Origin of the sequence: Roseovarius maritimus, from assembly GCF_043355895.2 — a bacterium.
GTDB lineage: Bacteria > Pseudomonadota > Alphaproteobacteria > Rhodobacterales > Rhodobacteraceae > Roseovarius > Roseovarius maritimus.
On record NZ_JBHFPF020000004.1, the window covers coordinates 65,579 to 86,287 of the forward strand.

Below are 20,709 nucleotides of genomic sequence, written 5' to 3' on the forward strand. Positions count from 1 at the left end.
GAGCCTCCGCTGAATTTCAGAACCCAGTAGGTGGCGCGCGGGCAAGGGGGTGTCAACCCGCGCCGCGCAAGTTCAGGTGAGGCGCAGATGCGGCGCGGCGGTGCCGGGGCGCCGCCACAACAGGGTCCGGCCCGCATCCTTGCGGCGCATTTCGGCCAGCATCCGCTCGGTCTTCATGCCCGGCAGTGCGGCAAAAACGTCGAAAAGTGCATCCGCCCCGCTGGCCGTCAGGGGGATCATGACATCGTCCTGCCCTGGCTGGCTAAGCGCCCAATGCGCGGGCTGCCCCGTGCGGTCCAGCGCCAGCGCCGTCATTTCCGAGCGCGCGATGACCCCGCCGCCCAGCGGGCCGAAATAGCCGATCGCGCCCTCGTCGATCTCCACCACGCCCGGCCCGCCCGCGCCACCCGCAAAGCGCATGCGCTGTGCCGCGGCGATCAGGGACACGGCGCCCAGCAATGCAATGGCGCAGCCCAGCCAGAAGGTGATGCCATAGCTGCCAAGCGCGACCATGACGCCGATGGCGATGATGCCGAGGCTGATCAGGACGCCCTGCCAACGGCTGAGGGATTGCATCGCCTCGGGGCGCATGAAGCGGCTCATGCCCAGTCGCCCATCGCGCTTTGCCATAGGGTCAGCGCGGCGACGGCGGCGGTATCGGCGCGCAGGATGCGGGGCCCAAGGCGGGCGGCATGGGCGTAGGGAAGGTTGGCGAGGCGCGCGCGCTCGGCCTCGGAAAAGCCGCCCTCGGGGCCGATGAGGATGGCCCAGGGGCCAGCGCCTTTAGGTAGGTCCAGCGCGCCGCCGCCTGCCAGCGCCTCGTCGCAGAACATGATGCGGCGGGCGGGATCCCAGCCGTCGAGCAGCGTGCCCAGCTTGGCTAGATCATCGACGGGCGGCACGAAGGTGCCGCCGCATTGCTCGGCGGCCTCAACGGCGTGGGCTTGCAGGCGGTCCTGCCGGATCCGCTCGGAATTGGTGAAGTCGGTCTGCACGGGGCAGATGCGCGCGGCACCCATTTCGGCCGCCTTTTCGACGATGAAATCGGTGCGGGCCTTCTTGATCGGCGCGAAAAGCAGCCAAAGGTCGGGCGGCATCTGCAAGGGGCGGGTTTGATCGCGGCACTCCAGCGCGCCCGCCTTTTTCCCGGCCTCGCTGACCTCGGCCAGCCATTCGCCATCCCGCCCGTTGAAAAGCGCGACGGGCGCGCCGATGCCCTGCCGCATCACCCCGAAAAGGTAATGGGCCTGCCCCTGGTCCAGACGAACCGTTTGCCCCGGCCCCAGTGGCTGCTCTACATACAATCTGATCTTGGCGGTATTCATGGGGCGCACCATATGACTGACGGCGATACGAGACCAGAGGGCACCGCGAGCGATTCTGTCGCGGATTCCGTGCGCGGCAATTGGGTGGACCGCTATGCCCCCGCTCCCATAAGACCTTTCCTGCGGCTGAGCCGGGCGGACCGGCCCATCGGCACGTGGCTTTTGCTGCTGCCCTGCTGGTGGGGTCTCGTGCTGGCCATGCTGCATGACGGGCAGGCGCGCTGGTTCGATCTGTGGATCTTTGGCGGTTGCGCGATTGGTGCCTTTCTGATGCGCGGCGCGGGCTGCACATGGAATGACATCACCGACCGGCATATCGACGGCAGCGTCGCGCGCACCGCCTCGCGGCCCATCCCGTCGGGTCAGGTCAGCGTGATGGGGGCGATGGTCTGGCTGACGCTGCAGGCGCTGATCGCCTTTCTGATCCTGCTGACCTTTCCGGCCATGGCCATCGGCCTTGGCATCCTCGCGCTAGCGCCTGTTGCGGTCTATCCCTTTGCCAAGCGGTTCACATGGTGGCCGCAGGTTTTCCTTGGAATTGCGTTTAACTGGGGCGCTCTTCTGGCATGGACGGCCCATACCGGGCGGCTGGAATGGCCTGCGGTGATCCTCTACCTCGCGGGCATCGCGTGGACTTTGTTCTATGACACCATCTATGCCTATCAGGATGCCGAGGATGACGCGCTGATCGGGGTGAAATCCACCGCGCGCCTTTTTGGCGACCGCTCGCCCATATGGCTGCGCCGGTTTCTGGTGGCCACCGTGACGCTGATGTCTGTGGCGGTGATTCTGGCGGCGAAGGGCGGCGATCCGATGGCGCTATTGGTCGCACTTCTGGGGCCATGGGCGCTGGGGCTGCATCTGCTGTGGCAGATGACGCGCCTTGATACACAGGACATGCAGGGCCTTTTGACCCTCTTTCGGTCCAACCGGGATGCGGGCTTTTTACCCTTGCCGTTTTTCGCCGTCGCGCTGCTGCTGTGATTGAATTACGGGGGGCGGAGGCATAAACAAAGGCTCAGGTTTCACAATGATCGGGCCGTTCATGCGCCTTTCTTCCATATTCGCGATTGCCGGAACGTTCTTCCTTGCCGCGATCCTCTCCCTTGTTGCCGCCGGGTTCTCTGTGCGTGTGATCGAAGACAACGCTCGCCACACCGTGCGCAGCGAGCTGGACAAGGAAGGCATGACCTGGACCGAGGTGGATGCCGATGGCCTGCAGGTGTTCCTGGCGGGCGTCGCCCCGAGCGAGGCCAAGAGGTTTACCGCGCTGAGTGTTGCGGGGCGCATCGTGGATGCGGCGCGCGTGATCGACCAGATGCTGGTCGAGGACAGCGCTGAGATCGCGCCGCCGCGCTTTTCGGTCGAGATATTGCGAAACGATCACGGCATTTCACTGATCGGCCTCATTCCGGCCGAGATGGATCGCGAGGAGTTTCTCGAGGAATTGCAGGACGCGGCGGACGGCGCCGAGGTGACCGATCTACTGGAGGCCGCTGACTACCCAGTTGCCAGCGGCTGGAATGCGGCCGTCAGCTATGCTGTGCGCGCGCTGGGCCAGTTGCCGCGCGCCAAGATCTCTGTCGATGCAGGGCGGGTGGCGATCATCACCATGGCCGACAGCCCCGAAGAGAAAATCGCGCTGGAGCAAAGCCTGCAGCGCCGGGTGCCATCGGGACTGCGCGTGTCTGTCGATGTCTCGGCACCGCGCCCGGTGATCACGCCGTTCACGCTGCGCTTTCTGATCGAGGACGGCGTCGCACGCTTTGATGCCTGTTCTGCCGATACACCCGAGGCGCAGCGCCGCCTCATCGAAGCGGCGCGCGCCGCCGGCCTTGAAGGCGAGGCCGATTGCACCATCGGCCTTGGTGTGCCGACGCCCGAATGGGGCAAGGCCGGTGCGCTGGCCATCAAGGCGCTGGGCGAGCTGGGCGGCGGCAGCATCACCTTCGCCGATGCCGATATCGCGCTGATTGCGGCTCAGGGCACGCCCGAGGGCAAGTTCGACGACGTCGTCGGTGGTCTTAACAGCGATTTGCCTGATGTCTTTGCCCTCCATGCCGTTCTGCCCCCGCCCGAGACCGAAGGCGCACCGATCATCCCCGAGTTCGTCGCCACCCTGTCGCCCGAAGGTCTGGTTCAGCTCCGCGGCAAGCTGGGCAGCCAGCGCCTGCGCGACACGGTCGACAGCTTTGCCAAGGCGCGATTCCGCTCGGACGCGGTCTATAACCGGGCGCGCGTGGTCGAGGGGCTGCCGGCGGAATGGCCCGTGCGTGTCCTGACCGGACTGGAGGCGCTGGGGTTTCTGGCGCAAGGGGCGGTTGTTGTCACGCCGACCGATTTGACCGTTACCGGCCAGACCGGCCGCAAGGAGGCGGGCGCCCAGATCGCAGGCCTTCTGGCGGACAAGCTGGGCGAAGCGGCGCAGTTCAGTATCGACGTTGATTATAAAGAGGCGCTTGATCCGGTGGCAGGCCTGCCGACACCCGAGGAATGCGTCGCGCAGATCGCTGCCATTCAGGATCAGCGCAAGATCAATTTCGAGCCAGGCTCGGCCAATATCGACGGCAATGGCGCGGCGATCATGAATGACATCGCCGATATCTTGGGGAAATGCGGCGAGATCCAGATCGAGATCGGCGGCCACACCGATAGCCAGGGCCGCGAGGAGATGAACGAAGAACTGAGCCAGGGCCGCGCCAATGCCGTCCTCGACGCGCTGCGCGCTCGACGGGTGCTGACCTCAAGCTTTACCGCCAGGGGCTATGGCGAGAGCCAACCCATCGCCGGAAATGACAGCGAGGAGGGCCGCGAGGCCAATCGGCGCATCGAGTTCAAGCTGATCAAGGCCGAACCCGCGCCCGATCCGGACAACTCGGGGCTTGAAAGCTCCGAGGAAGAGGGGCAGGAAGAGACGCAGACAGGTGAAGCGGCAGAAGGCTCGGGCGATGAACAGAACTGAGTTTATCATCGCCACGGCGATCATCCTCTTCGTTGCCTTCGCGCTTGGCTGGTTCGCCAATTGGCTGGTTCACAGGTTCATCCGCGTCTCTCACTCCGATGTCGGCGAGCTGGACCGCATGGCGCAAGAATTGCACGAGGCCGAGGAGACGCGCGATCAGGCGATCACCTATCTGCAGCAGCGCGAGGCGGAGCTGACCAATCAGCTGGTCCAGACCGAGGCCGAGCTCGCCGCCACGATGGACGGGCTGCGCGAGGCGCGGCAGGAGGCCGAGCACATGCGCGCCCATATCGAGCGTGAACAAGGCTGAAGCTGATCTTTTCCGCATCCTGGCCGACCAAAACCGTTACAAGTTGAAGTGTTAACGGCGCGGTAAGAGCCGGACTGATATCTCTGGTCTCGGGTGAGACAAGAGGTGGTGAGATGAGCGCGCGAGGCAATGCGGCGCCAGTCATCATCAAGAGAAAGAAAATCGTCGCTGGGGGCGGGCATCATGGCGGTGCCTGGAAGGTCGCGTATGCGGACTTTGTCACGGCGATGATGGCATTCTTTCTGTTGATGTGGCTGCTGAACGCGACAACGGAAAAACAACGCAAGGGCCTAGCGGACTATTTCAGTCCGGTCGTGCCAATCAGCCGCATCTCGGGCGGCGGCGACGGACATTTTGGCGGCGAAAGCGTCATGTCCGAGGATACCTTGTCCAGTGAGGGCTTTGGCGCATCGGCAATGCGCGCCACCGAATCGCATATGGCGCGTGGTCGGACGGGGGTGGATACGGACCTGCAGGATCTGCAGAAAAAGATCGACCAAACTCTTACTGCGACCAATGGTGAGAGCATGGTTTCGCCGGAATTGAAGCGGCACATCATCACCCGCGTGACCGACGAGGGGCTAGTGGTCGAGTTGTTCGATATCGCGGACGCGCCACTCTTCGACGAGGGCGGAGCGAACGCGACATCGACATTACGGCAACTGGCGGATCTGCTGGTGGACGTCGGCGGGATGGTCACCAATCCCGTCGCGGTTGAGGCGCATCTGCGCGCCGCGCCGGTTGTCCTCAGGGAAAACCGGGCCTGGGACATCTCGACCGAGAGGGCGCAGGTCATGCGGGGGCTATTGATGAATAGCGGCTTTGCGCCGGAGCGAGTGTCGCGTGTGACCGGCCATGCAGACCGGGACCCTGCGGTACGAAATCCGATGGCCGTGCGAAACAATCGGGTCAAGATGGTCTTCTTGCGCAGGCCAAGCTGAAGATCCTGCGAAAACTGCGGGACGGATTAAATTGGATTTTATCTGTTAGGCGGATGTTAAAGGAGCGCGCGTAAGTCTGGTCACCGATGAAAGTCGATGCAGCAGAAAGGCGTATCCATGACAATCTCTTCTTCGCTCAATGCGGGTGTCGCGGCGCTTGCCGCGAACGCAAACCGCTTGGCGGCTATTTCGGACAATATCGCCAACTCGGCGACTTACGGCTACAAGCGGGTCGAGACGGATTTCCAATCGATGGTCATCAGCGGATCGGGCGGAAGCTATTCTGCTGGTGGAGTGCGGTCGTCGACGCAGCGTTTGATCGACCAGGGCGGCTCGCTCACCACGACATCCAACGCGACGGATCTGGCGGTGCGAGGCCGCGGGATGCTGCCCGTGGCGCGCGCCAGCGAGGTCGCTCTGGGCAATGGCGGTCAACAGATGCTGCTGACCACGACGGGATCTTTTCGCACAGATGCCGACGGCATCCTCAAGACCGAGAGCGGCCTTGTCCTGCTTGGCTGGCCCGCCAATCCGGACGGGACCGTGCCCGAATTTCCGCGCGACACCGCGGATGGGCTTGAGCCTGTGCGCATCAACGTGAACCAGTTGACCGGAGAACCGACCACGTCGATCAACCTTGGTCTCAACCTGCCAGCTACGGAAACGAACGCAGAGTCCGATGGCGCTTCGCAGCAATTGTCGATCGAATATTTCGACAATCTGGGCAAGTCCGAGACTGTGCAGATCGAATTTGCGCCAACCATCCCGGGGGCCGGAAATTCCAATGAATGGACAATGACGCTGCGGGATTCAGCACAAGGTGACGCCGTTATCGGTGAATACACGTTGAACTTTGATGATTCGCGCGCGTCCGGCGGCACACTTCTGGGCGTGGCTTCGGCAGGTGCCGGAGGTGCCTACGACGCGGCGACGGGCTCGCTGATCGTGACCGTCGCGGGCGGCCCGATCGAAGTGAACATCGGCGAACTGGGATCACCCGACGGGGTGACACAGCTTTCGGACAGTTTTGCTCCGCTGTCGATCTCAAAGGATGGTTCGCCCGTGGGCAACATGACGGCCGCCGAGGTGGATGAAAACGGCTTCGTCCACGCGTCCTATGACACCGGCATCACCCGCGTCATCTATCAGGTTCCCCTTGTCGACCTGCCTAACCCGAACGGACTCGTGTCGATGGATCAGCAGACCTATATGCCTTCCCCGGATAGCGGCTCGTTCTTCCTGTGGAATGCGGGCGAAGGACCGACAGGGGACGTGGTGGCCTTTGCTCGGGAGGAAAGCGCAACCGACGTGGCGGGCGAATTGACTGACATGATCCAGACCCAGCGCGCCTATTCGTCAAATGCGAAGGTCATTCAGACCGTCGACGAAATGCTGCAGGAAACCACCAACATCAAGCGCTGATAGGCCGTGTTTCCCGGGCTCAGGTCCTGCGCCCGGCTCTCCAATCTTGATAGAAAGTCATCCCGATGAGCATCTCCTCCGCCCTCTCTAGCGCCCTGTCCGGTCTGGCCGCGAACTCGCGCGCCGCGGGGGTGGTGTCGGCCAACCTGGCAAATATGCAGACGGATGGATACGGGCGGCGGGAACTTGAACTTTCGCCCAACGGATATGCCGGACTTGGAGGCGTGCGCGTCACTGGCATCACACGGCACGTCGATGGCGCCGTCCTGTCTGATCGCCGGCTTGCCGATAGTGAAGTGGCGCATACACAGACCCGCGCACAATTCTTGCAAGAAGTGCAGACCAGCACCGGCACGCCGGGGGAGACGGGCTCGCTCTCGGCGCGGATCGCTGCGCTGGAGGCATCTCTCGTCACCGCGGCCAGTCAACCCGAGGCAACCGACCGACTGCAGCAGGTCAGCCTGCGCGCGGCGGAGGTTAGCACGGCTTTCAACGACATATCCGGCGATATTCAATCCCAGCGCATGCGCGCCGAAGAAGAGATATCTCTCGCCGTCAAAGCTCTGAACGCTGATCTTGAGCAGGTTCACAAGCTCAATATCCAAATCCAGGATGCGCAGCGCAAAGGCGCGGATGCGTCCGGCCTGCTTGACCATCGACAAGTCGTCATTGATCGTGTCGCGGAAATGGTGCCGGTTCGAGAGGTGCCGCGCGACGATGGCGCCGTTGCACTGATGACACCAGCCGGTGCGCTCCTGGTCGACAGCTCAAGTATGAAGCTGGACTTCACGCGCTCCAACGTCATCGCGCCGCACATGACCCTCGAAAACGGTTTGCTCTCTGGGCTCCAACTGAATGGCAGGGAGGTTACTCCATCGGGCATGCGCAGTCCCGTCGCGGGGGGGCGTCTTTCAGCTCTGTTCGAGGTGCGCGACTCGCTTGCGGTCGATACGCAACGGCAAATCGATGCGTTGGCGCGGGACATGATCGAGCGTTTTCAGGATCCGGCTTGGGATACCACGGTCGCCAGCACGGATGCCGGTCTGTTCACTGATTCGGGCGCACGTTTTGCTCCCGCAGATGAGGTAGGTATAGCAGGCCGGATGACGCTGAACGCGGCGGTCGATCTGGCGCAGGGCGGCGATCCAGCCAAGCTGCGCGATGGTTTGGCCGCAACGGTTGCCGGCCCGACGGGCAATGCGGCGATCCTGCAGGGGCTGAGCGATGCGCTGTCAGCACGCGGCACGATGGCCTCCGGTGATCTTGGGGGGGGCGTTGGATCGTTATCGCAGCATGTCGGCAGCATGGTCTCTCAACTTGCACAGAGTGCTCTGGCAGAAGGCCGCGCCGTCAGTTTTGCAGCTGTACGCCAGTCCGGCCTGGGCGAAAGGTTGGCTGCCGACGGTGTCAATTCTGACGACGAAACCGCCCGCCTTCTGCTGATCGAGAAAGCCTATACCGCGAATGCCCGTATGATTCAGACTCTTGATGAGATGATGCAAACGCTACTGGGAATTTGATGATGATGTTTCATGCGATAGGCGATCTTGCACAATCGATCTCCATCCGCCGCCAAAGTGCGTCGGCCGAGTCGGATGTCATGCGGTTGACGAAAGAGCTTTCTTCCGGGAAGACCTCCAATGTCTCGCAGCATCTCGGCGGCAGCTTCGGGCAGTTGGCGGATATGGAGACGCAGCTGGCGTTGAAGCAGGCGTATCGTACCGCCGGCACCTTGGCTTCCACGCAGGCCGCGATGATGCAAAGCGCTCTGGAAATAGTTCAGATTCAAATGACGGGTTTGGCCGGACAAGCCATGCAGACCGGATTCACCGGCGGAGGAGCGGCACTTGGCGTCGTCTCGAACGGTGCACAGGAGGTCCTTGGCACTATGGTTTCGGCACTCAATACTACCGTCGCCGGCCGTGCGGTTTTCGCAGGTAGTTCTGTGAGGACGGCGCCGCTTGCAAGCTCGGCGCAGATCATGGACGCGGCGCGGCTCGCGGTAGCGGGATCCACAGATGCAAGCGCCGTGATGGCCGCCCTCGATGGTTTTTTCGATTCCGCGGGAGGCGGTTTCGAGACGATGATTTACCTCGGAGGAACGGATGATCTTTCGCCCCACCGTCTTGGGAATGGCGAAGAAGTCAGCCTTGCGATCAGAGCTGACGACACGCAGATACGGACGGCGTTAAAAAACACAGTTATGGCTGCACTCTCCGGAGACAACACGCTCGCGCTGAGTGATGATGAGCGCATGACCCTCATGCGCGCTTCGGGGACCGCGATGTCTGTTGGCGTCGACGAGCTGATCGGATTACGAGCCGATCTTGGCACGGCGGAAGAGCGCATAGATCAATCCATGACGCGCAACGCGGCCGAGCAGTCGTCCCTGAAAATCGCCCGCAATGATTTATTGGCTGTCGATCCATTCGAAACCGCCAGTGCTCTCGAACAAGCGCAATTGCGACTCGAGATGATTTATACGCTCACAGCGCGATCCTCGCGCCTTAGCTTGGTGAACTTCCTGTGAAACATGTGGTCCAATGGTTTGTCTGCTTCTTTTCGCTGACCCTGACATTTGCGATGCCGGTCGCGTCCAGCCCAATTCGGATCAAGGACTTGGTTGAGTTTGACGGTGTGCGCGGCAATGACCTGGTCGGTTACGGTCTGGTTGTCGGTCTTAACGGGACGGGCGACGGTCTGAGAAACGCGCCCTTTACCGAGGAAATCATGTCGAATATCCTCGAACGCTTGGGGGTCAACGTCGCGGGCGAGCAGTTTCGCCCCAAGAACGTGGCGGCCGTCCTCGTGACCGCGAGTCTGCCACCATTCGCGCGTGCAGGAGGACAGATTGATGTCACTGTGTCTGCTATCGGAGACGCAGACAGTCTTCTTGGCGGCACGCTGGTCATGACCCCTCTTAACGCGGCTGATGGCCAGATTTATGCAGTGGCGCAAGGCACGATTATCGCGGGCGGGGCTGCGGCCAAAGGCGATGCGGCGACGGTTGTGCAAGGCGTCCCTACCTCCGGGACCATTCCGTCAGGGGCGCGGGTCGAGCGCGAGATCGCTTTCGAGCTGAACTCGCTCGATCAGCTCAGACTGGCTTTGAGGGAGCCCGATTTTACCACGGCCGGGCGGATTGAAAGCGTCATCAATGGCAGCTTTGGTAGGGCCGTCGCGGTCATGCTTGACAGCGGCACGGTTCAACTGGATATCGCGCGCACACGTGCGCCCTCCCCGGCTCACGCCTTGGCGCAAATCGAGAATTTGCTGGTCGAACCCGAACGGAAGGCGCGAGTCGTCGTGGATCAGCGCTCTGGGACGATCGTGATTGGCCAGGACGTGCGGATCAGCCGGATTGCTGTCTCCCAAGGCAATTTGACTCTGCGTGTCGACGAGACACCCATCGCCGTCCAGCCCAACCCGTTTGCAGAAGGCGAGACTGTCATTGTCCCGCGTACCGCCGCCGAAATTAATGAAGAGCCCGGCATTGGTCTGGCCGAGGTGCCGCCCGGCACAACCCTTTCCGAGGTGGTCGCAGGGCTCATTGCGCTCGGCGTCGCGCCGCGAGACATGATCGATATACTGAAAAGCATCAAGGCGGCCGGGGCCCTTCATGCGGAGTTCGTGGTGCGGTGAGCCTGGTCGCCGATACTTCCCTCAGAAGGCCTGCGCCGCTGCGACAGCGCGCCGCCAGGCCTGGTACTTGGTGTCTCTGATCGGCTCCGGCATCTTCGGCGTGAATGTGCGTTCCAGGGTCCACATGCGGGCGAAGCCCTCCTGCTCCGGGTAAAGTCCGGCACGCTGGCCCGCCAGCCAAGCAGCACCCATCGCCGTAGTCTCAAGCGTTGCGGGCCGGTCAACCGACGCGCCGATGATGTCCGAGAGGAACTGCATGGTCCAGTCAGAGGCGCTCATTCCGCCATCGACGCGCAAGGTTGCAGCCTTGCCGCCGCCATCGGTTGACGCACCCCAGTCCAGATGCATGGCCTCCAGAAGATCGCGTGTCTGGTATCCCACCGACTCGAGCGCCGCTCGGGCCAATTCCGCAGGTCCGGAATTGCGCGACAGGCCGAAAATCGCGCCTCGGCAATCGGCGTTCCAGTAAGGTGCCCCAAGGCCGGTAAAGGCGGGAACGAGCACTACATTCTGGTTCGGATCCGCACTCTGTGCCAATGGCTGGGTTTCACTGGCGGCGCGGATCATCTTGAGGCCATCGCGAAGCCATTGAACGACAGCCCCGGCAACGAAGATGGATCCCTCAAGCGCATATGTGGTTTGCCCGTTCAACTGGTAGCCAATGGTGGTCAGGAGACGATTGCTTGATTTCACAGGCGTGGTCCCCGTGTTCAGGAGGGCAAAGCACCCGGTCCCATAGGTCGATTTCAGCATACCTGGTTCAAAGCAAGCCTGCCCGATGGTGGCAGCCTGTTGATCGCCGGCAACGCCGTAGATGGGGATTGGCCGGCCGAACAAATCTTTTCGCGTGACGCCAAAATCAGCCGAGCAGTCGCGAACCTCGGGCAGCACCCCCATGGGAATGTCCAAGAGGTCGCAGATCGTCTGACTCCACCGACCTTCATGGATATCATAGAGAAGGGTGCGCGCGGCATTCGTGGCATCGGTGACATGCGCGATACCGTCCGTTGCCTTCCAGATCAGGTAGCTGTCGACCGTGCCGAAAAGCAGATCACCCGACTTGGCCTTGGCGCGGGCACCCTCGACGTTGTCGAGTATCCATTTAATCTTGGTTCCGGAAAAATAGGGATCCAGTAGAAGTCCCGTCCGCGCGCTCACCATAGGCTCATGGCCGGCTTCGCGCAGCGCTTCGCAAATCGCTGCCGTGCGTCTGTCCTGCCAGACAATGGCGTTATGGACCGGCGCGCCGGTCTTGCGATCCCAGACCACTGTCGTCTCACGCTGATTAGTGATGCCGATGGCGGCGATTTTGCCTGCGGTGATGCCGGCACGCTCGATCACCTGCCGGCACGTGCCGGCGACGGTCGACCACAAATCGGAGGGGTCGTGTTCGACCCAGCCGGACTGCGGGTATAGTTGCGGATATTCCTCCTGGGCGACAGCGGTCACCTGCAGCGCCTTGTCAAATAGAATGGCGCGGCTGGAGGTGGTGCCTTGGTCGATCGCGAGGATGTAGGTCATGGAGCCTCGAAGCTACGGATGCAGAATTTCAGGGGCGCCGCAAGACGCGGTCGCTGAACTAAGGGCTAAGGTGCTCCTGGTTTCCTTGACGCCCGCCTTCTTCAGTGTCTGCCGTCTGATCTCGAAGTCAACGGGCGACAGCATGCCATTGGTCGTGTGCCTTCGATTCGGATTGTAGAATATTTCTACGCATTCGAACACGTCCTGCTATGCGGCCTAGCGTGTTATTTATGTCCGTCGCCGGACCCGGTCCTGTTTCAAGAGCTGAAAAGAAACTCTCGGCTACCGCGTTGTCATGATAATTCTTACGCAGCTCATACTGGCATCCAGATTGCGCTGACGCAGAAACAATTGCCATTCGCGGAACATGAACTGCGATCCCTGGTCCGAATGCACGATGACCTGGTGTTTGGGCTTGCGACATTAGCCGGCGGCCAGCAGCGCTTGCAATGCCAAGTCGGTCGTCACCCGCGATTGAGCCGATTACCCGACGCTACGGTACGAGAAAAGGTTGATCACGACAGAGAGATAGAGCCAGCCTTCAGGGTTCTTCAAACGTATCTCGCCTTGATCGCGCCGATCGTCGGCACGCTTGCCCGTTTCGGAACGTTGCCTCAACGATGCCTAGCGGGGTGACAAACGAAACCATGCTTCAACGCAACTCTCGCGCGAAGTATGCTGTGGCCTTTTCAAGATGTCGCGCTCCTCGGTGACACGGGCGAGCTTCTTTTTCAGCCGGCCGAGCTCAACCGCCCAATCAGCCTCCGCATTATGGACTTTGGCGGGCTTCGATAACCCAGCCTTCCATATGCCGAGCGAGTCGGCGCTCACACCGGGCCGCTCGGCCACCTCGCTGACCGGGTAGCCACAATCACCAATTTACGCCACAGCATCCCTTTTGAACTCGTTCGTAAACCGATTTTGCGATGAGATCCTCGCGCCTCCTTGGCTTCCAAAACTACCAAGCAGAGCGTCTACAAAATTAAGGGTATCTCAGTTTATATGCACGCTGGAGGACGTTCTGCTTAGCTCTTAGTCGGTGGTCCCAAGCGCTCATATGCGACCAAATGAAAAATGTCTTGGGATACCGGCTCCACTTTTCAAACGGAGCGCCCCCTCAAACAAGCGAGGTTGATTTTCATCCATTCATCGGGTCCGCGTTACGTGATAGGCGCCCTGCCATGTATCTTTGCAGTGCATCTATCTGCGCCGCCTTAAAGCGAAGGCCCAGTTTGGTTCGGCGCCACAGGATGTCCTCGGCGCTGCAGGCATATTCGTATGACATCTGCCAGTCGACCTCGGCGGAGGTCAGAGTGGCGCCGAAATCCTCGCCCAGGTCCGACTTGCATTGCGCGCCCTGGAGAATTTCGTGTGCTTCGGTGCCATAGGCGCGGATCAATCGCCTTGCCCAAGAACCGCTCAGAAACGGGTATTTCCCAATCAGTCGTGAAATCTGGGCTTCGACGTCCGCAACGGCGAAGTCCCCGCCGGGTAGAGGCACGCCGGCGGTCCATTTCGGTGGCACCTCGTCCATTTCGACCGCAACCAGATCCATCACGCCTTCGGCAAGACGACGATAAGTCGTGATCTTGCCGCCGAAGATGTTGATGACGGGTGCGCCTGCGCTGCGATCAACTTTGAGGGTATAGTCGCGCGTGGCAGCGGTGGCTGAAGAGGCGCCATCATCATAAAGCGGACGCACGCCGGAATAGCTCCAGACCACATCATCGACGGTAATGGGGGTTTTTAGGTAGGCGTTCACGAAATCGATCATGTAGGCCTGCTCAGCGGGAGTGCAGACGGGCGGTATCTCTGGGTCTTCGTGCTCCTGATCGGTGGTGCCGATCAGCGTGAAATCTGTCTCGTACGGAATGGCGAACATGATGCGCCCGTCGGTGCCTTGGAAAAAATAGCTTTTATCGTGGTCAAAGAGGCGGCGGGTGACGATATGGCTGCCGCGGACAAGCCGCACGCTATCCTTGCTGCGCGAATGGATCGCGTCGCGGATCACGTCGCCGACCCAAGGACCGCCTGCGTTGACGATGATGCGCGCGTAGATCAATCGGATCTCGCCCGTGGCGGTATCCTGCAGCGTGACGGCCCAGATGCCCTTCTCTTGCTGCGCCGAGATAACGCGAGTCCGGGTAAGAATGGTCGCGCCGCGCGCTTCGGCATCGCGGGCATTCAGCACGACCAGCCGCGAATCCTCGACCCAGCAGTCAGAATACTCATATGCCTTGGTAAACCGCTGTTGCAGGGGGCGGCCCTCGGCAGAGGAGGTGAGATCCAGCGTCGAGGTGCCGGGCAATATCTTGCGGCCGCCAAGGTGATCATAGAGGAACAGTCCCAAGCGGATCAGCCATGCCGGGCGCCGACCCTTCATCCACGGCATTGCGATACTCAGGAGCCGGGACGTCGGTGTGTCACTCTCGAACCGCATCTCCTTATGATAAGGAAGGACAAACCGCATGGGCCAGGAAATATGTGGCATGGCACGAAGGAGGGTTTCACGCTCGATCAAGCTTTCGCGGACGAGGCGAAACTCGAAATATTCCAGATATCGCAATCCGCCATGGAAAAGCTTGGTTGAGGCCGAGGAGGTCGCCGAGGCCAGATCCGACATCTCGGCGAGCATCACGCGAAGACCGCGCCCTGCCGCATCTCGCGCGACGCCGCACCCGTTGATGCCGCCGCCAATCACAAGCAGATCCTGAACATCGTCATCGTGCGGCATATTTGACTCTCCCATCTAAAGGTGCTTTCGCGCCTCGCGCACACATTAGCAAAACGCCGCAAAAAGAACATATCCTGCTTTCCTTCTTGTTCTATTTTTGGTGGCGGTTTCCTGAAAAGTGGATAGGCTGTTTGTGCAGAATCGGAGATCGTCAGTAAGTTAGCGTTGCCTCGGCACAAGGAGTCGAGTGCAGCGAGCCGCAACGCACGGCAGGTATGCGGTTTGCACTTTTCATGGATGGTTCATGTCCCAAACTTTTCGACATCCTGAAATCCTTGAACTGGCCCGGCGTGACGGGAAGGTGACGGTGGAAGCCTTGGCGGATCGCTTCGGGGTCACCCTGCAAACAATTCGTCGAGATTTATCGGACCTCGCCGATCTGGGCAGGTTGGAAAGGGTGCATGGTGGCGCTGTCCTGCCCTCAGGAACAATCAATATCGGTTATGAGGAGCGGCGCAGGACTAACGCGGATCGAAAGCGCGCCATTGCTCGAACCTGCGCCGCCCGTATTCCCGACTCCAGTGCTATCTTCTTGAATATCGGGACGAGTACCGAGGCCGTTGCGGCCGAGTTGATCCATCACCGCGGCCTTCTGGTGGTGACGAACAACATAAACGTAGCCAACATATTGGCGCAGAATCGCGAATGCGAAGTCGTCGTCACGGGCGGTCGCCTGCGCCCTTCCGATGGCGGGCTTACCGGAGACATCACCAAGGCAGCGATCAACCAGTTCAAGTTCGATATCGGTATCATAGGCTGCTCGGCCATTGACCCGGATGGTGACATCCTCGACTTTGACATTCAGGAGGTAGGTGTCAGCCAGGCCATCCTTCGCCGGTCCCGCCATCGGATGCTGGTTGCCGATCATGGCAAATTCAAGCGAATTGCCCCGGCGCGGATCGCATCCCTTGCCGAGATTGATATGTTGTTCACGGACCGACCGATTGACGCGGGTCTGCGGGATCACTGCCAAGCGTGGCAGACTGAGGTCATTCTGGGCGCGGGCGACTAGAAATACCCGCGCACCAAGCTGCCTGCGATGAGCGACCATCCATCCGCGATCACGAAGAAGGCGAGCTTGAACGGGAGCGAGACGATGGCGGGTGGCACCATCATCATACCCATCGACATCAGGATCGCCGCGACGACCAGGTCGATGATGAGGAAGGGCAGGAAGACGAGAAATCCAATCTGAAACGCGCGGGCGATTTCCGACAGAAGAAAGCTGGGAATAAGCACCGAAAGCGGTGCCTCGGGTCCGGGCGCGATACCGGCTGCATCCGGGCGCAGGGCAGCCATCGCGGCGAAGGTATCGCCGTCAAGGCGACCGGCCATGAAGGTGCGGAACGGCTCCAGCGTGCGCGGCACAGCGGTTTCCAAGGCAATCGTCTCATTCAGAAGGGGGCTGATGCCCTGCTCCCAGGCGGTCATGAAGACCGGCTCCATGACGAAATAGGTCAAGAAAAGCGCGAGGCTGACGATCAGCATGTTGGGCGGCGATTGCTGCAGACCGATGCCCTGACGCAAGATGCCGAGCACGGTCACCATGAAAGGAAAGCAGGTGATCATGATCGCAAGACCGGGCGCTAGGCTGAGCACCGTGATCAGGGCCAGAAGCTGCAATGTACGCGCGGACAGGGATCCATCATCTCCGAGTGAGAGGGAGATGTCCTGCGCCGCCGCCGGGGCGGCCAGAATCACCAATCCGGTCGCTGCCAGCGCGAAAGCGCGTATCATGCGAGACCATCCTGAAGGTCGACCACTTCTGTGAGGCGCACCGCAAGCTGGCCTTTCTGATCGCCTTCCAATTCCTCAAGCTCGCCGCGGGCGATCAGGCGATCTCCGACATAAAGCTCAACCGGGTCATCGACCCTCTTGTCAAGCGGCAGGACCGCATCCTTGCCCAATTTGAGCAGGTCACGGATGAGCGGGCGTGCCTTTCCCACGGAGATCGTGATCTCGATCGGGACGGATGAAAACGGGTTCGGCTGCTCGGTTGTGCGCGGCTGCGCGCTGGTGGGGGCATCCATCATGCTGTCTCCTTTTTGTGATCGTCGAAAAATCCGCTGACCGCGGAATCGATCTGTTTCAGCACGGCATCGAGGTCGATCTCCTGCTCACTGCCTGCTGCGCGAACGTGGACCTGCCCGTCGCCTAAAGACGGCTCGACCTCTACCGTGACATCGGTGATTTCCCGATCGCCGATCAACGTCTCAAGCGCTTCGGCATTGATCGGTGCGGTCATGATCCGAATCGGGCCGGCTATTGCGTTTCCGGCCATGGCCTCGAGCGTTTCGACGACTCGGTCGCCCAGCGTGTGGTGGGCCATCTTGGGCAGGACGCTTTTGACCATGCCAGTCATCAAGGGACGCAAGGCGGCCAGAAGGTCGCGCTGCGCCTCGGCCATGGTGAATGAGATATCCTGCAGGTTGCCCGCGAAATCCGACGACACACGGTCGGCCTCTTCCTGCGCCGCCTTGACCGCATCCTCCCACCCCGCCTTGTAGCCTGTCTCGAAGGCCTCGAGCCTCTCGTCCTCGAGCGAGGCGTCGCTGATCGACAGGCTTTGCGCGCCGGTCTCGGTGGTGAAATCTTGCAGCAGATGCGCGATACTCATCAGGCGTTCTCCTCTTCGCCTTCCAACCAGTTGCGTAGGATCTCGACCGTTTCTTCCTGCCGCTCGGTGATCATGCCCCGCAGTTTTGCCACCGGGTCCTCCCCGGCCTCACGACTGGCGGCGATGGCGCTTCGGCCTGAAACGACGGGCAAGCTGGCTTCGTCCATGTCGGAGGTGTCGATCTCACCCGTCAGAGCGGGCCGAGCGGCTGGCTCGGACTGCGCCCCGCTGCGCGGCGCCTCAAGGGCAGGGACATTCGCATCTCGCGATTGCGACACGATCGGTCGGATGACGAAGAGGCCCAGCACCAGGGCGACGATCCCCAAAACGGCGGCTTGAATGAGGGACATCATGTCGAGGCCCATTGTCATCCAGAGGGAGGGCTTGGCCGCGGTGCCGGAGATGCTCAACGGTTCAAACTGAAGCGATTTCAGGGTGATGACGTCGCCGCGCGCCTCGTCAAGGCCGACGGCAGAAGCGACTAGATCCCGCAATGCTTCCATTTCGGCCTCGGGTCGAGCTGCGTAGGTTTCGGCGCCGCTTTCATCTAGACCGATGGTGCCGTTGACGAGAACGGCCACACTCAGACGCTTGATTGCGCCCGGGGCCTGGGTGATCTCGCGCTCAGTCTGCGAAACCTCGTAATTGACGCGCTCGCGCGTCTCGTTCGTCTGGCTGTTGGAACTATCGCCGCCAGCCGCATCACCATCGGGCAGATTCGATGCGACCGTGACGTCACCGCCGCCCTGGTCAGAGGCCGAGTTGGTACGCTCTTCTGTGTCCGTGCTGATCGCAACGCGGCTGTCCGGATCGATTGTTTTCTCGCGGATCAGTTCCGTCGTCTTGACGGTATCGACGCTGACCTCAACGACCGCGTTGCCGGGGCCGACGCGCGCCTCCAGCAGACGTTGAACGCGTTGCCGCAGGGCATCCGAGCGGTCTTCGCCGAGATTGGTCGGCGCTTCTTCTGCTCCGCCGATCAGGCCACCAGTGCTGTCGATAATCGACACGTCATCCGCCGTCAGGCCCGCCACCGCGCTTGCCACCAAAAACTTGAGCGCCTGCGCCTGTTTTGCCGGAAGGTCGCCGCCGGACGATGTGATCATGACGGAGGCCGTCGGGCGCACATCGCGTTGGAACGGGTTTGAGCCGGTGTTGGCGATATGGACGCGTGCGGCGATGATCGCCGGGTTGGCCACGATGGTACGCGCCAGCTCGCCTTCCTTGGCGCGCCAATAAGCGGCGTCAAACATTTGGGATGTGGTGCCAAAGCCGGAAAGCGTATCAAGCAGCTCGTACCCCTGGCTGGAATTGCTGGGGAGCCCCTCGCTCGCCAGCGTCATGCGGAGCGTATCGCGCTGAGCCGAATCGACGAAGATGGCGCCGCCGCGCACCTCATATGTCACGCCGCGCTGCTCGAGGGCGCGTACGACCTCACCGGCGGGACCGCTTTCGAGGCCTGCATAGAGCAGGTTCAGGCTGGGTGATGCCGCCATACGCGACAGGCCCAGAATAGCCGCGAACATCGCGATGGCGGCCAGTATGATGATGGTGCGTTTGCGCGGATCCAGAGCGGTCCAAAGGGTCGCGATATTCTGCAATTTCTTTGCCTCCTCAAGTCCCGCGTTCTGCCGGACGTTGAGGTCATGTTTGGCTCATCAGCCTTAACAATCGGTTAGTGCCTGATGGTTATGTTGCCGGGGACAGCAAAGAGGTTCGCATTATGGCCAAGACCAAAGAGGACACGGGCGACACGCCTGCGAAAAAGTCGAAATTGCCTATTATCATAGGGCTTGTTTTGGCACTCGCCGGGGGCGGCGGGGGGTTCTACGCCGTTTGGTCGGGGCTGATCCTCGCGCCCGAATCAGCGGGGGATCACTCGCCGGACAAGGTGGATGATCATCCTGTTACCAGTGCCATTCCCGAAGTGGCCTATGTGCCCATCGAACCGCTGGTAATCTCTCTGGGGGATGGGGCAACCGGCAAGCATCTGAGATTTCGCGCGCAGCTTGAAGTCGTGCCAGCATACCGCGCTGACGTGGAGCATCTGATGCCGCGCGTCGTTGATGTGCTGAACTCATATCTACGCGCGCTTGAACTGGCTGATCTGACAGACAAGGCGGCGCTGGTGCGGCTGCGCGCCCATATGTTGCGCCGTCTGCAGATCGTCACTGGAGACGGGCGGATCAAAGATCTGCTCATCATGGAATTTGTACTGAATTGAGGACCTGACATGGAACTGATCGCTGACATCTTGCTGGTAGCGGGCGCATTGGGCGCCGGATTTTATTGCTTTGTTCTTGGGCGTCGGCTGAGCCGGTTCAATGATCTCGAGACAGGCGTGGGTGGCGCCGTCGCGGTCTTGTCCGTTCAGGTGGACGATCTTACCAAGACATTGGAAGCTGCGCGCAACACGGCAGGTGCGTCGGGTGAGGCGCTTGAGACGCTGACGGAGCGCGCGGAAACCGTCGCCAAGCGGTTGGAGCTCATGGTCGCGTCAATGCATGATCTACCGTCTCAGACGCCGCCCGAGCCCGAGCCGAAATCGCCGTTAGGCCCGGTCTTTCGCCGTCACGATTCGACGGGCCTTTCACAATGAGCCGGTCTGTGAAAGGGCGCCGCAAGACCATGCGCGGTGCGCTGACACTGGTGGCGTCGCTAATGGTACTGTCTGCAGTGCTGAGGATTGGTGGTGATGCGGGGCGGGCCTGGGCCAAGGCGTCCGATGCTCCGGAGCGCGAGGTGGCGCTCGGATCCGAATGCACCACCGAAGACGATCTCCATGGCATGCTGAAAAGTTTTCAGGCGCGCGAAGCGCAAATAAAACAGCGCGAGGCGGCGATCATGGACCGCCAGCAGGCGCTGACTGTCGCCGATCGTCAGATCGAAAGCAAGCTGGCCCAATTGGAGGCGGCTGAAGAAAAGCTGCGCCGCACCCTGACCATCGCGGATACCGCAGCCGAAAGTGATATCGAGCGACTGACCAAGGTTTATGAGAGCATGAAGTCGAAAGAGGCGGCGGCTCTCTTTGAGGAGATGGATCCGGATTTTGCGGCCGGTTTTCTAGGGCGGATGAAACCGGATGCGGCTGCCGGCATTCTTGCCGGGCTCAGCCCGCAGGCCGCGCACAGATTTTCCGTGGTTCTGGCAGGCCGGAATGCCGGTGCTCCAAAGCAGTGATCGGACGATCACTCAGCGAATATTAACCTGCGCCGGGCAAATTGCCATCGGAATC

At 61.2% G+C, this 20,709-nt stretch carries 20 protein-coding genes and 1 pseudogene; 12 read left to right on the top strand and 9 right to left on the bottom strand.

The features are described from left to right. Positions 1 to 72: 72 nt before the first annotated feature. Both ACEWPM_RS09885 and ACEWPM_RS09890 read right to left on the bottom strand, forming a co-directional pair. Positions 73 to 603 carry a hypothetical protein gene (locus tag ACEWPM_RS09885; protein WP_393962166.1) on the bottom strand — a complete coding sequence of 177 codons (531 nt, stop codon included), beginning with the start codon at positions 601 to 603 and terminating at the stop codon, positions 73 to 75. After that, positions 600 to 1,325 carry a 16S rRNA (uracil(1498)-N(3))-methyltransferase gene (locus tag ACEWPM_RS09890; protein ID WP_393962165.1) on the bottom strand — a complete coding sequence of 242 codons (726 nt, stop codon included), beginning with the start codon at positions 1,323 to 1,325 and terminating at the stop codon, positions 600 to 602. The genes ACEWPM_RS09885 and ACEWPM_RS09890 overlap by 4 nt, the downstream gene beginning before the upstream one ends. Before the next feature lie 12 nt (positions 1,326 to 1,337). Between ACEWPM_RS09890 and ubiA the strand changes: the two genes are divergently transcribed. The 8 genes from ubiA to ACEWPM_RS09930 all read left to right on the top strand — a co-directional run bounded on the left by ubiA (position 1,338) and on the right by ACEWPM_RS09930 (position 10,602). Then, positions 1,338 to 2,309, top strand: a complete 972-nt coding sequence (gene ubiA / locus ACEWPM_RS09895) for a 4-hydroxybenzoate octaprenyltransferase (RefSeq protein WP_393962164.1) — start codon at positions 1,338 to 1,340, stop codon at positions 2,307 to 2,309. Between the two features lie 61 nt (positions 2,310 to 2,370). Next, positions 2,371 to 4,287, top strand: a complete 1,917-nt coding sequence (locus ACEWPM_RS09900; protein WP_393962163.1) for an OmpA family protein — start codon at positions 2,371 to 2,373, stop codon at positions 4,285 to 4,287. Beyond that, a complete protein-coding gene (locus tag ACEWPM_RS09905; protein ID WP_393962162.1) occupies positions 4,274 to 4,597 on the top strand; it encodes a hypothetical protein in 324 nt (107 codons plus the stop codon). Before ACEWPM_RS09900 ends, ACEWPM_RS09905 begins: the two co-directional genes overlap by 14 nt. 113 nt (positions 4,598 to 4,710) lie before the next feature. After that, positions 4,711 to 5,538, top strand: a complete 828-nt coding sequence (locus ACEWPM_RS09910) for a flagellar motor protein MotB (protein ID WP_393962161.1) — start codon at positions 4,711 to 4,713, stop codon at positions 5,536 to 5,538. A gap of 117 nt (positions 5,539 to 5,655) precedes the next feature. Next, entirely contained in the window at positions 5,656 to 6,960 is a 1,305-nt protein-coding gene (locus tag ACEWPM_RS09915) for a flagellar hook protein FlgE (RefSeq protein ID WP_393962160.1), read from the top strand. Between the two features lie 65 nt (positions 6,961 to 7,025). Further along, positions 7,026 to 8,480, top strand: a complete 1,455-nt coding sequence (gene flgK, locus ACEWPM_RS09920) for a flagellar hook-associated protein FlgK (RefSeq protein ID WP_393962159.1) — start codon at positions 7,026 to 7,028, stop codon at positions 8,478 to 8,480. Next, a complete protein-coding gene (locus tag ACEWPM_RS09925) occupies positions 8,480 to 9,490 on the top strand; it encodes a flagellin (protein WP_393962158.1) in 1,011 nt (336 codons plus the stop codon). The genes flgK and ACEWPM_RS09925 overlap by 1 nt, the downstream gene beginning before the upstream one ends. Positions 9,491 to 9,543: 53 nt before the next feature. Further along, positions 9,544 to 10,602, top strand: coding sequence for a flagellar basal body P-ring protein FlgI (locus ACEWPM_RS09930; RefSeq protein ID WP_393962215.1), 1,059 nt, complete (start codon positions 9,544 to 9,546; stop codon positions 10,600 to 10,602). Between the two features lie 21 nt (positions 10,603 to 10,623). Here ACEWPM_RS09930 and glpK read toward each other — a convergent pair whose 3' ends face one another. The 3 genes and pseudogenes from glpK to glpD all read right to left on the bottom strand — a co-directional run bounded on the left by glpK (position 10,624) and on the right by glpD (position 14,857). Then, positions 10,624 to 12,123 carry a glycerol kinase GlpK gene (gene glpK / locus ACEWPM_RS09935; RefSeq protein ID WP_393962157.1) on the bottom strand — a complete coding sequence of 500 codons (1,500 nt, stop codon included), beginning with the start codon at positions 12,121 to 12,123 and terminating at the stop codon, positions 10,624 to 10,626. 87 nt (positions 12,124 to 12,210) lie between these two features. Continuing rightward, positions 12,211 to 13,002: pseudogene (locus ACEWPM_RS09940) on the bottom strand (DDE-type integrase/transposase/recombinase); the annotation flags it as partial. 259 nt (positions 13,003 to 13,261) lie between these two features. After that, entirely contained in the window at positions 13,262 to 14,857 is a 1,596-nt protein-coding gene (gene glpD, locus ACEWPM_RS09945; RefSeq protein WP_393962156.1) for a glycerol-3-phosphate dehydrogenase, read from the bottom strand. 244 nt (positions 14,858 to 15,101) lie between these two features. Between glpD and ACEWPM_RS09950 the strand changes: the two genes are divergently transcribed. Further along, positions 15,102 to 15,869 (top strand): DeoR/GlpR family DNA-binding transcription regulator, encoded by a 768-nt coding sequence (locus ACEWPM_RS09950; RefSeq protein WP_393962155.1) that lies wholly within the window; start codon positions 15,102 to 15,104, stop codon positions 15,867 to 15,869. Here the strand turns inward: ACEWPM_RS09950 and fliP are convergent. From fliP to fliF, 4 genes are read right to left on the bottom strand one after another with little or no spacing between them, the layout of a single operon-like run. Next, on the bottom strand, positions 15,866 to 16,594 hold the full coding sequence (gene fliP, locus ACEWPM_RS09955) for a flagellar type III secretion system pore protein FliP (protein WP_393962154.1): 729 nt from the start codon (positions 16,592 to 16,594) through the stop codon (positions 15,866 to 15,868). The two genes, ACEWPM_RS09950 and fliP, sit on opposite strands and share 4 nt — an antisense overlap. Continuing rightward, on the bottom strand, positions 16,591 to 16,890 hold the full coding sequence (locus ACEWPM_RS09960; protein WP_393962153.1) for a FliM/FliN family flagellar motor switch protein: 300 nt from the start codon (positions 16,888 to 16,890) through the stop codon (positions 16,591 to 16,593). Before ACEWPM_RS09960 ends, fliP begins: the two co-directional genes overlap by 4 nt. Next, positions 16,887 to 17,474 carry a FliH/SctL family protein gene (locus ACEWPM_RS09965; RefSeq protein ID WP_393962152.1) on the bottom strand — a complete coding sequence of 196 codons (588 nt, stop codon included), beginning with the start codon at positions 17,472 to 17,474 and terminating at the stop codon, positions 16,887 to 16,889. Before ACEWPM_RS09965 ends, ACEWPM_RS09960 begins: the two co-directional genes overlap by 4 nt. Next, positions 17,474 to 19,075 (bottom strand): flagellar basal-body MS-ring/collar protein FliF, encoded by a 1,602-nt coding sequence (fliF, locus tag ACEWPM_RS09970; RefSeq protein ID WP_393962151.1) that lies wholly within the window; start codon positions 19,073 to 19,075, stop codon positions 17,474 to 17,476. Before fliF ends, ACEWPM_RS09965 begins: the two co-directional genes overlap by 1 nt. Before the next feature lie 122 nt (positions 19,076 to 19,197). Between fliF and ACEWPM_RS09975 the strand changes: the two genes are divergently transcribed. The 3 genes from ACEWPM_RS09975 to ACEWPM_RS09985 are packed head-to-tail and all read left to right on the top strand — an operon-like array spanning position 19,198 to position 20,654. Next, on the top strand, positions 19,198 to 19,698 hold the full coding sequence (locus ACEWPM_RS09975; protein WP_393962150.1) for a flagellar basal body-associated FliL family protein: 501 nt from the start codon (positions 19,198 to 19,200) through the stop codon (positions 19,696 to 19,698). A gap of 9 nt (positions 19,699 to 19,707) precedes the next feature. Continuing rightward, positions 19,708 to 20,073 carry a hypothetical protein gene (locus ACEWPM_RS09980; protein WP_393962149.1) on the top strand — a complete coding sequence of 122 codons (366 nt, stop codon included), beginning with the start codon at positions 19,708 to 19,710 and terminating at the stop codon, positions 20,071 to 20,073. After that, positions 20,070 to 20,654: a MotE family protein gene (locus tag ACEWPM_RS09985; protein WP_393962148.1), complete on the top strand. Its 585-nt coding sequence runs from the start codon at positions 20,070 to 20,072 to the stop codon at positions 20,652 to 20,654. Before ACEWPM_RS09980 ends, ACEWPM_RS09985 begins: the two co-directional genes overlap by 4 nt. The last annotated feature ends 55 nt before the right edge of the window (positions 20,655 to 20,709 follow it).

Excerpts from the sequence above, each read along its gene's own strand:
- ACEWPM_RS09885 (WP_393962166.1), bottom strand. The coding sequence starts at position 603 with ATGAGCCGCTTCATGCGCCCCGAGGCGATGCAATCCCTCAGCCGTTGG.
- ACEWPM_RS09890 (WP_393962165.1), bottom strand. The coding sequence starts at position 1,325 with ATGAATACCGCCAAGATCAGATTGTATGTAGAGCAGCCACTGGGGCCG.
- ubiA (WP_393962164.1), top strand. The coding sequence starts at position 1,338 with ATGACTGACGGCGATACGAGACCAGAGGGCACCGCGAGCGATTCTGTC.
- ACEWPM_RS09900 (WP_393962163.1), top strand. The coding sequence starts at position 2,371 with ATGCGCCTTTCTTCCATATTCGCGATTGCCGGAACGTTCTTCCTTGCC.
- ACEWPM_RS09905 (WP_393962162.1), top strand. The coding sequence starts at position 4,274 with ATGAACAGAACTGAGTTTATCATCGCCACGGCGATCATCCTCTTCGTT.
- ACEWPM_RS09910 (WP_393962161.1), top strand. The coding sequence starts at position 4,711 with ATGAGCGCGCGAGGCAATGCGGCGCCAGTCATCATCAAGAGAAAGAAA.
- ACEWPM_RS09915 (WP_393962160.1), top strand. The coding sequence starts at position 5,656 with ATGACAATCTCTTCTTCGCTCAATGCGGGTGTCGCGGCGCTTGCCGCG.
- flgK (WP_393962159.1), top strand. The coding sequence starts at position 7,026 with ATGAGCATCTCCTCCGCCCTCTCTAGCGCCCTGTCCGGTCTGGCCGCG.
- ACEWPM_RS09925 (WP_393962158.1), top strand. The coding sequence starts at position 8,480 with ATGATGATGTTTCATGCGATAGGCGATCTTGCACAATCGATCTCCATC.
- ACEWPM_RS09930 (WP_393962215.1), top strand. The coding sequence starts at position 9,544 with ATGCCGGTCGCGTCCAGCCCAATTCGGATCAAGGACTTGGTTGAGTTT.
- glpK (WP_393962157.1), bottom strand. The coding sequence starts at position 12,123 with ATGACCTACATCCTCGCGATCGACCAAGGCACCACCTCCAGCCGCGCC.
- glpD (WP_393962156.1), bottom strand. The coding sequence starts at position 14,857 with ATGCCGCACGATGACGATGTTCAGGATCTGCTTGTGATTGGCGGCGGC.
- ACEWPM_RS09950 (WP_393962155.1), top strand. The coding sequence starts at position 15,102 with ATGTCCCAAACTTTTCGACATCCTGAAATCCTTGAACTGGCCCGGCGT.
- fliP (WP_393962154.1), bottom strand. The coding sequence starts at position 16,594 with ATGATACGCGCTTTCGCGCTGGCAGCGACCGGATTGGTGATTCTGGCC.
- ACEWPM_RS09960 (WP_393962153.1), bottom strand. The coding sequence starts at position 16,890 with ATGATGGATGCCCCCACCAGCGCGCAGCCGCGCACAACCGAGCAGCCG.
- ACEWPM_RS09965 (WP_393962152.1), bottom strand. The coding sequence starts at position 17,474 with ATGAGTATCGCGCATCTGCTGCAAGATTTCACCACCGAGACCGGCGCG.
- ACEWPM_RS09975 (WP_393962150.1), top strand. The coding sequence starts at position 19,198 with ATGGCCAAGACCAAAGAGGACACGGGCGACACGCCTGCGAAAAAGTCG.
- ACEWPM_RS09980 (WP_393962149.1), top strand. The coding sequence starts at position 19,708 with ATGGAACTGATCGCTGACATCTTGCTGGTAGCGGGCGCATTGGGCGCC.
- ACEWPM_RS09985 (WP_393962148.1), top strand. The coding sequence starts at position 20,070 with ATGAGCCGGTCTGTGAAAGGGCGCCGCAAGACCATGCGCGGTGCGCTG.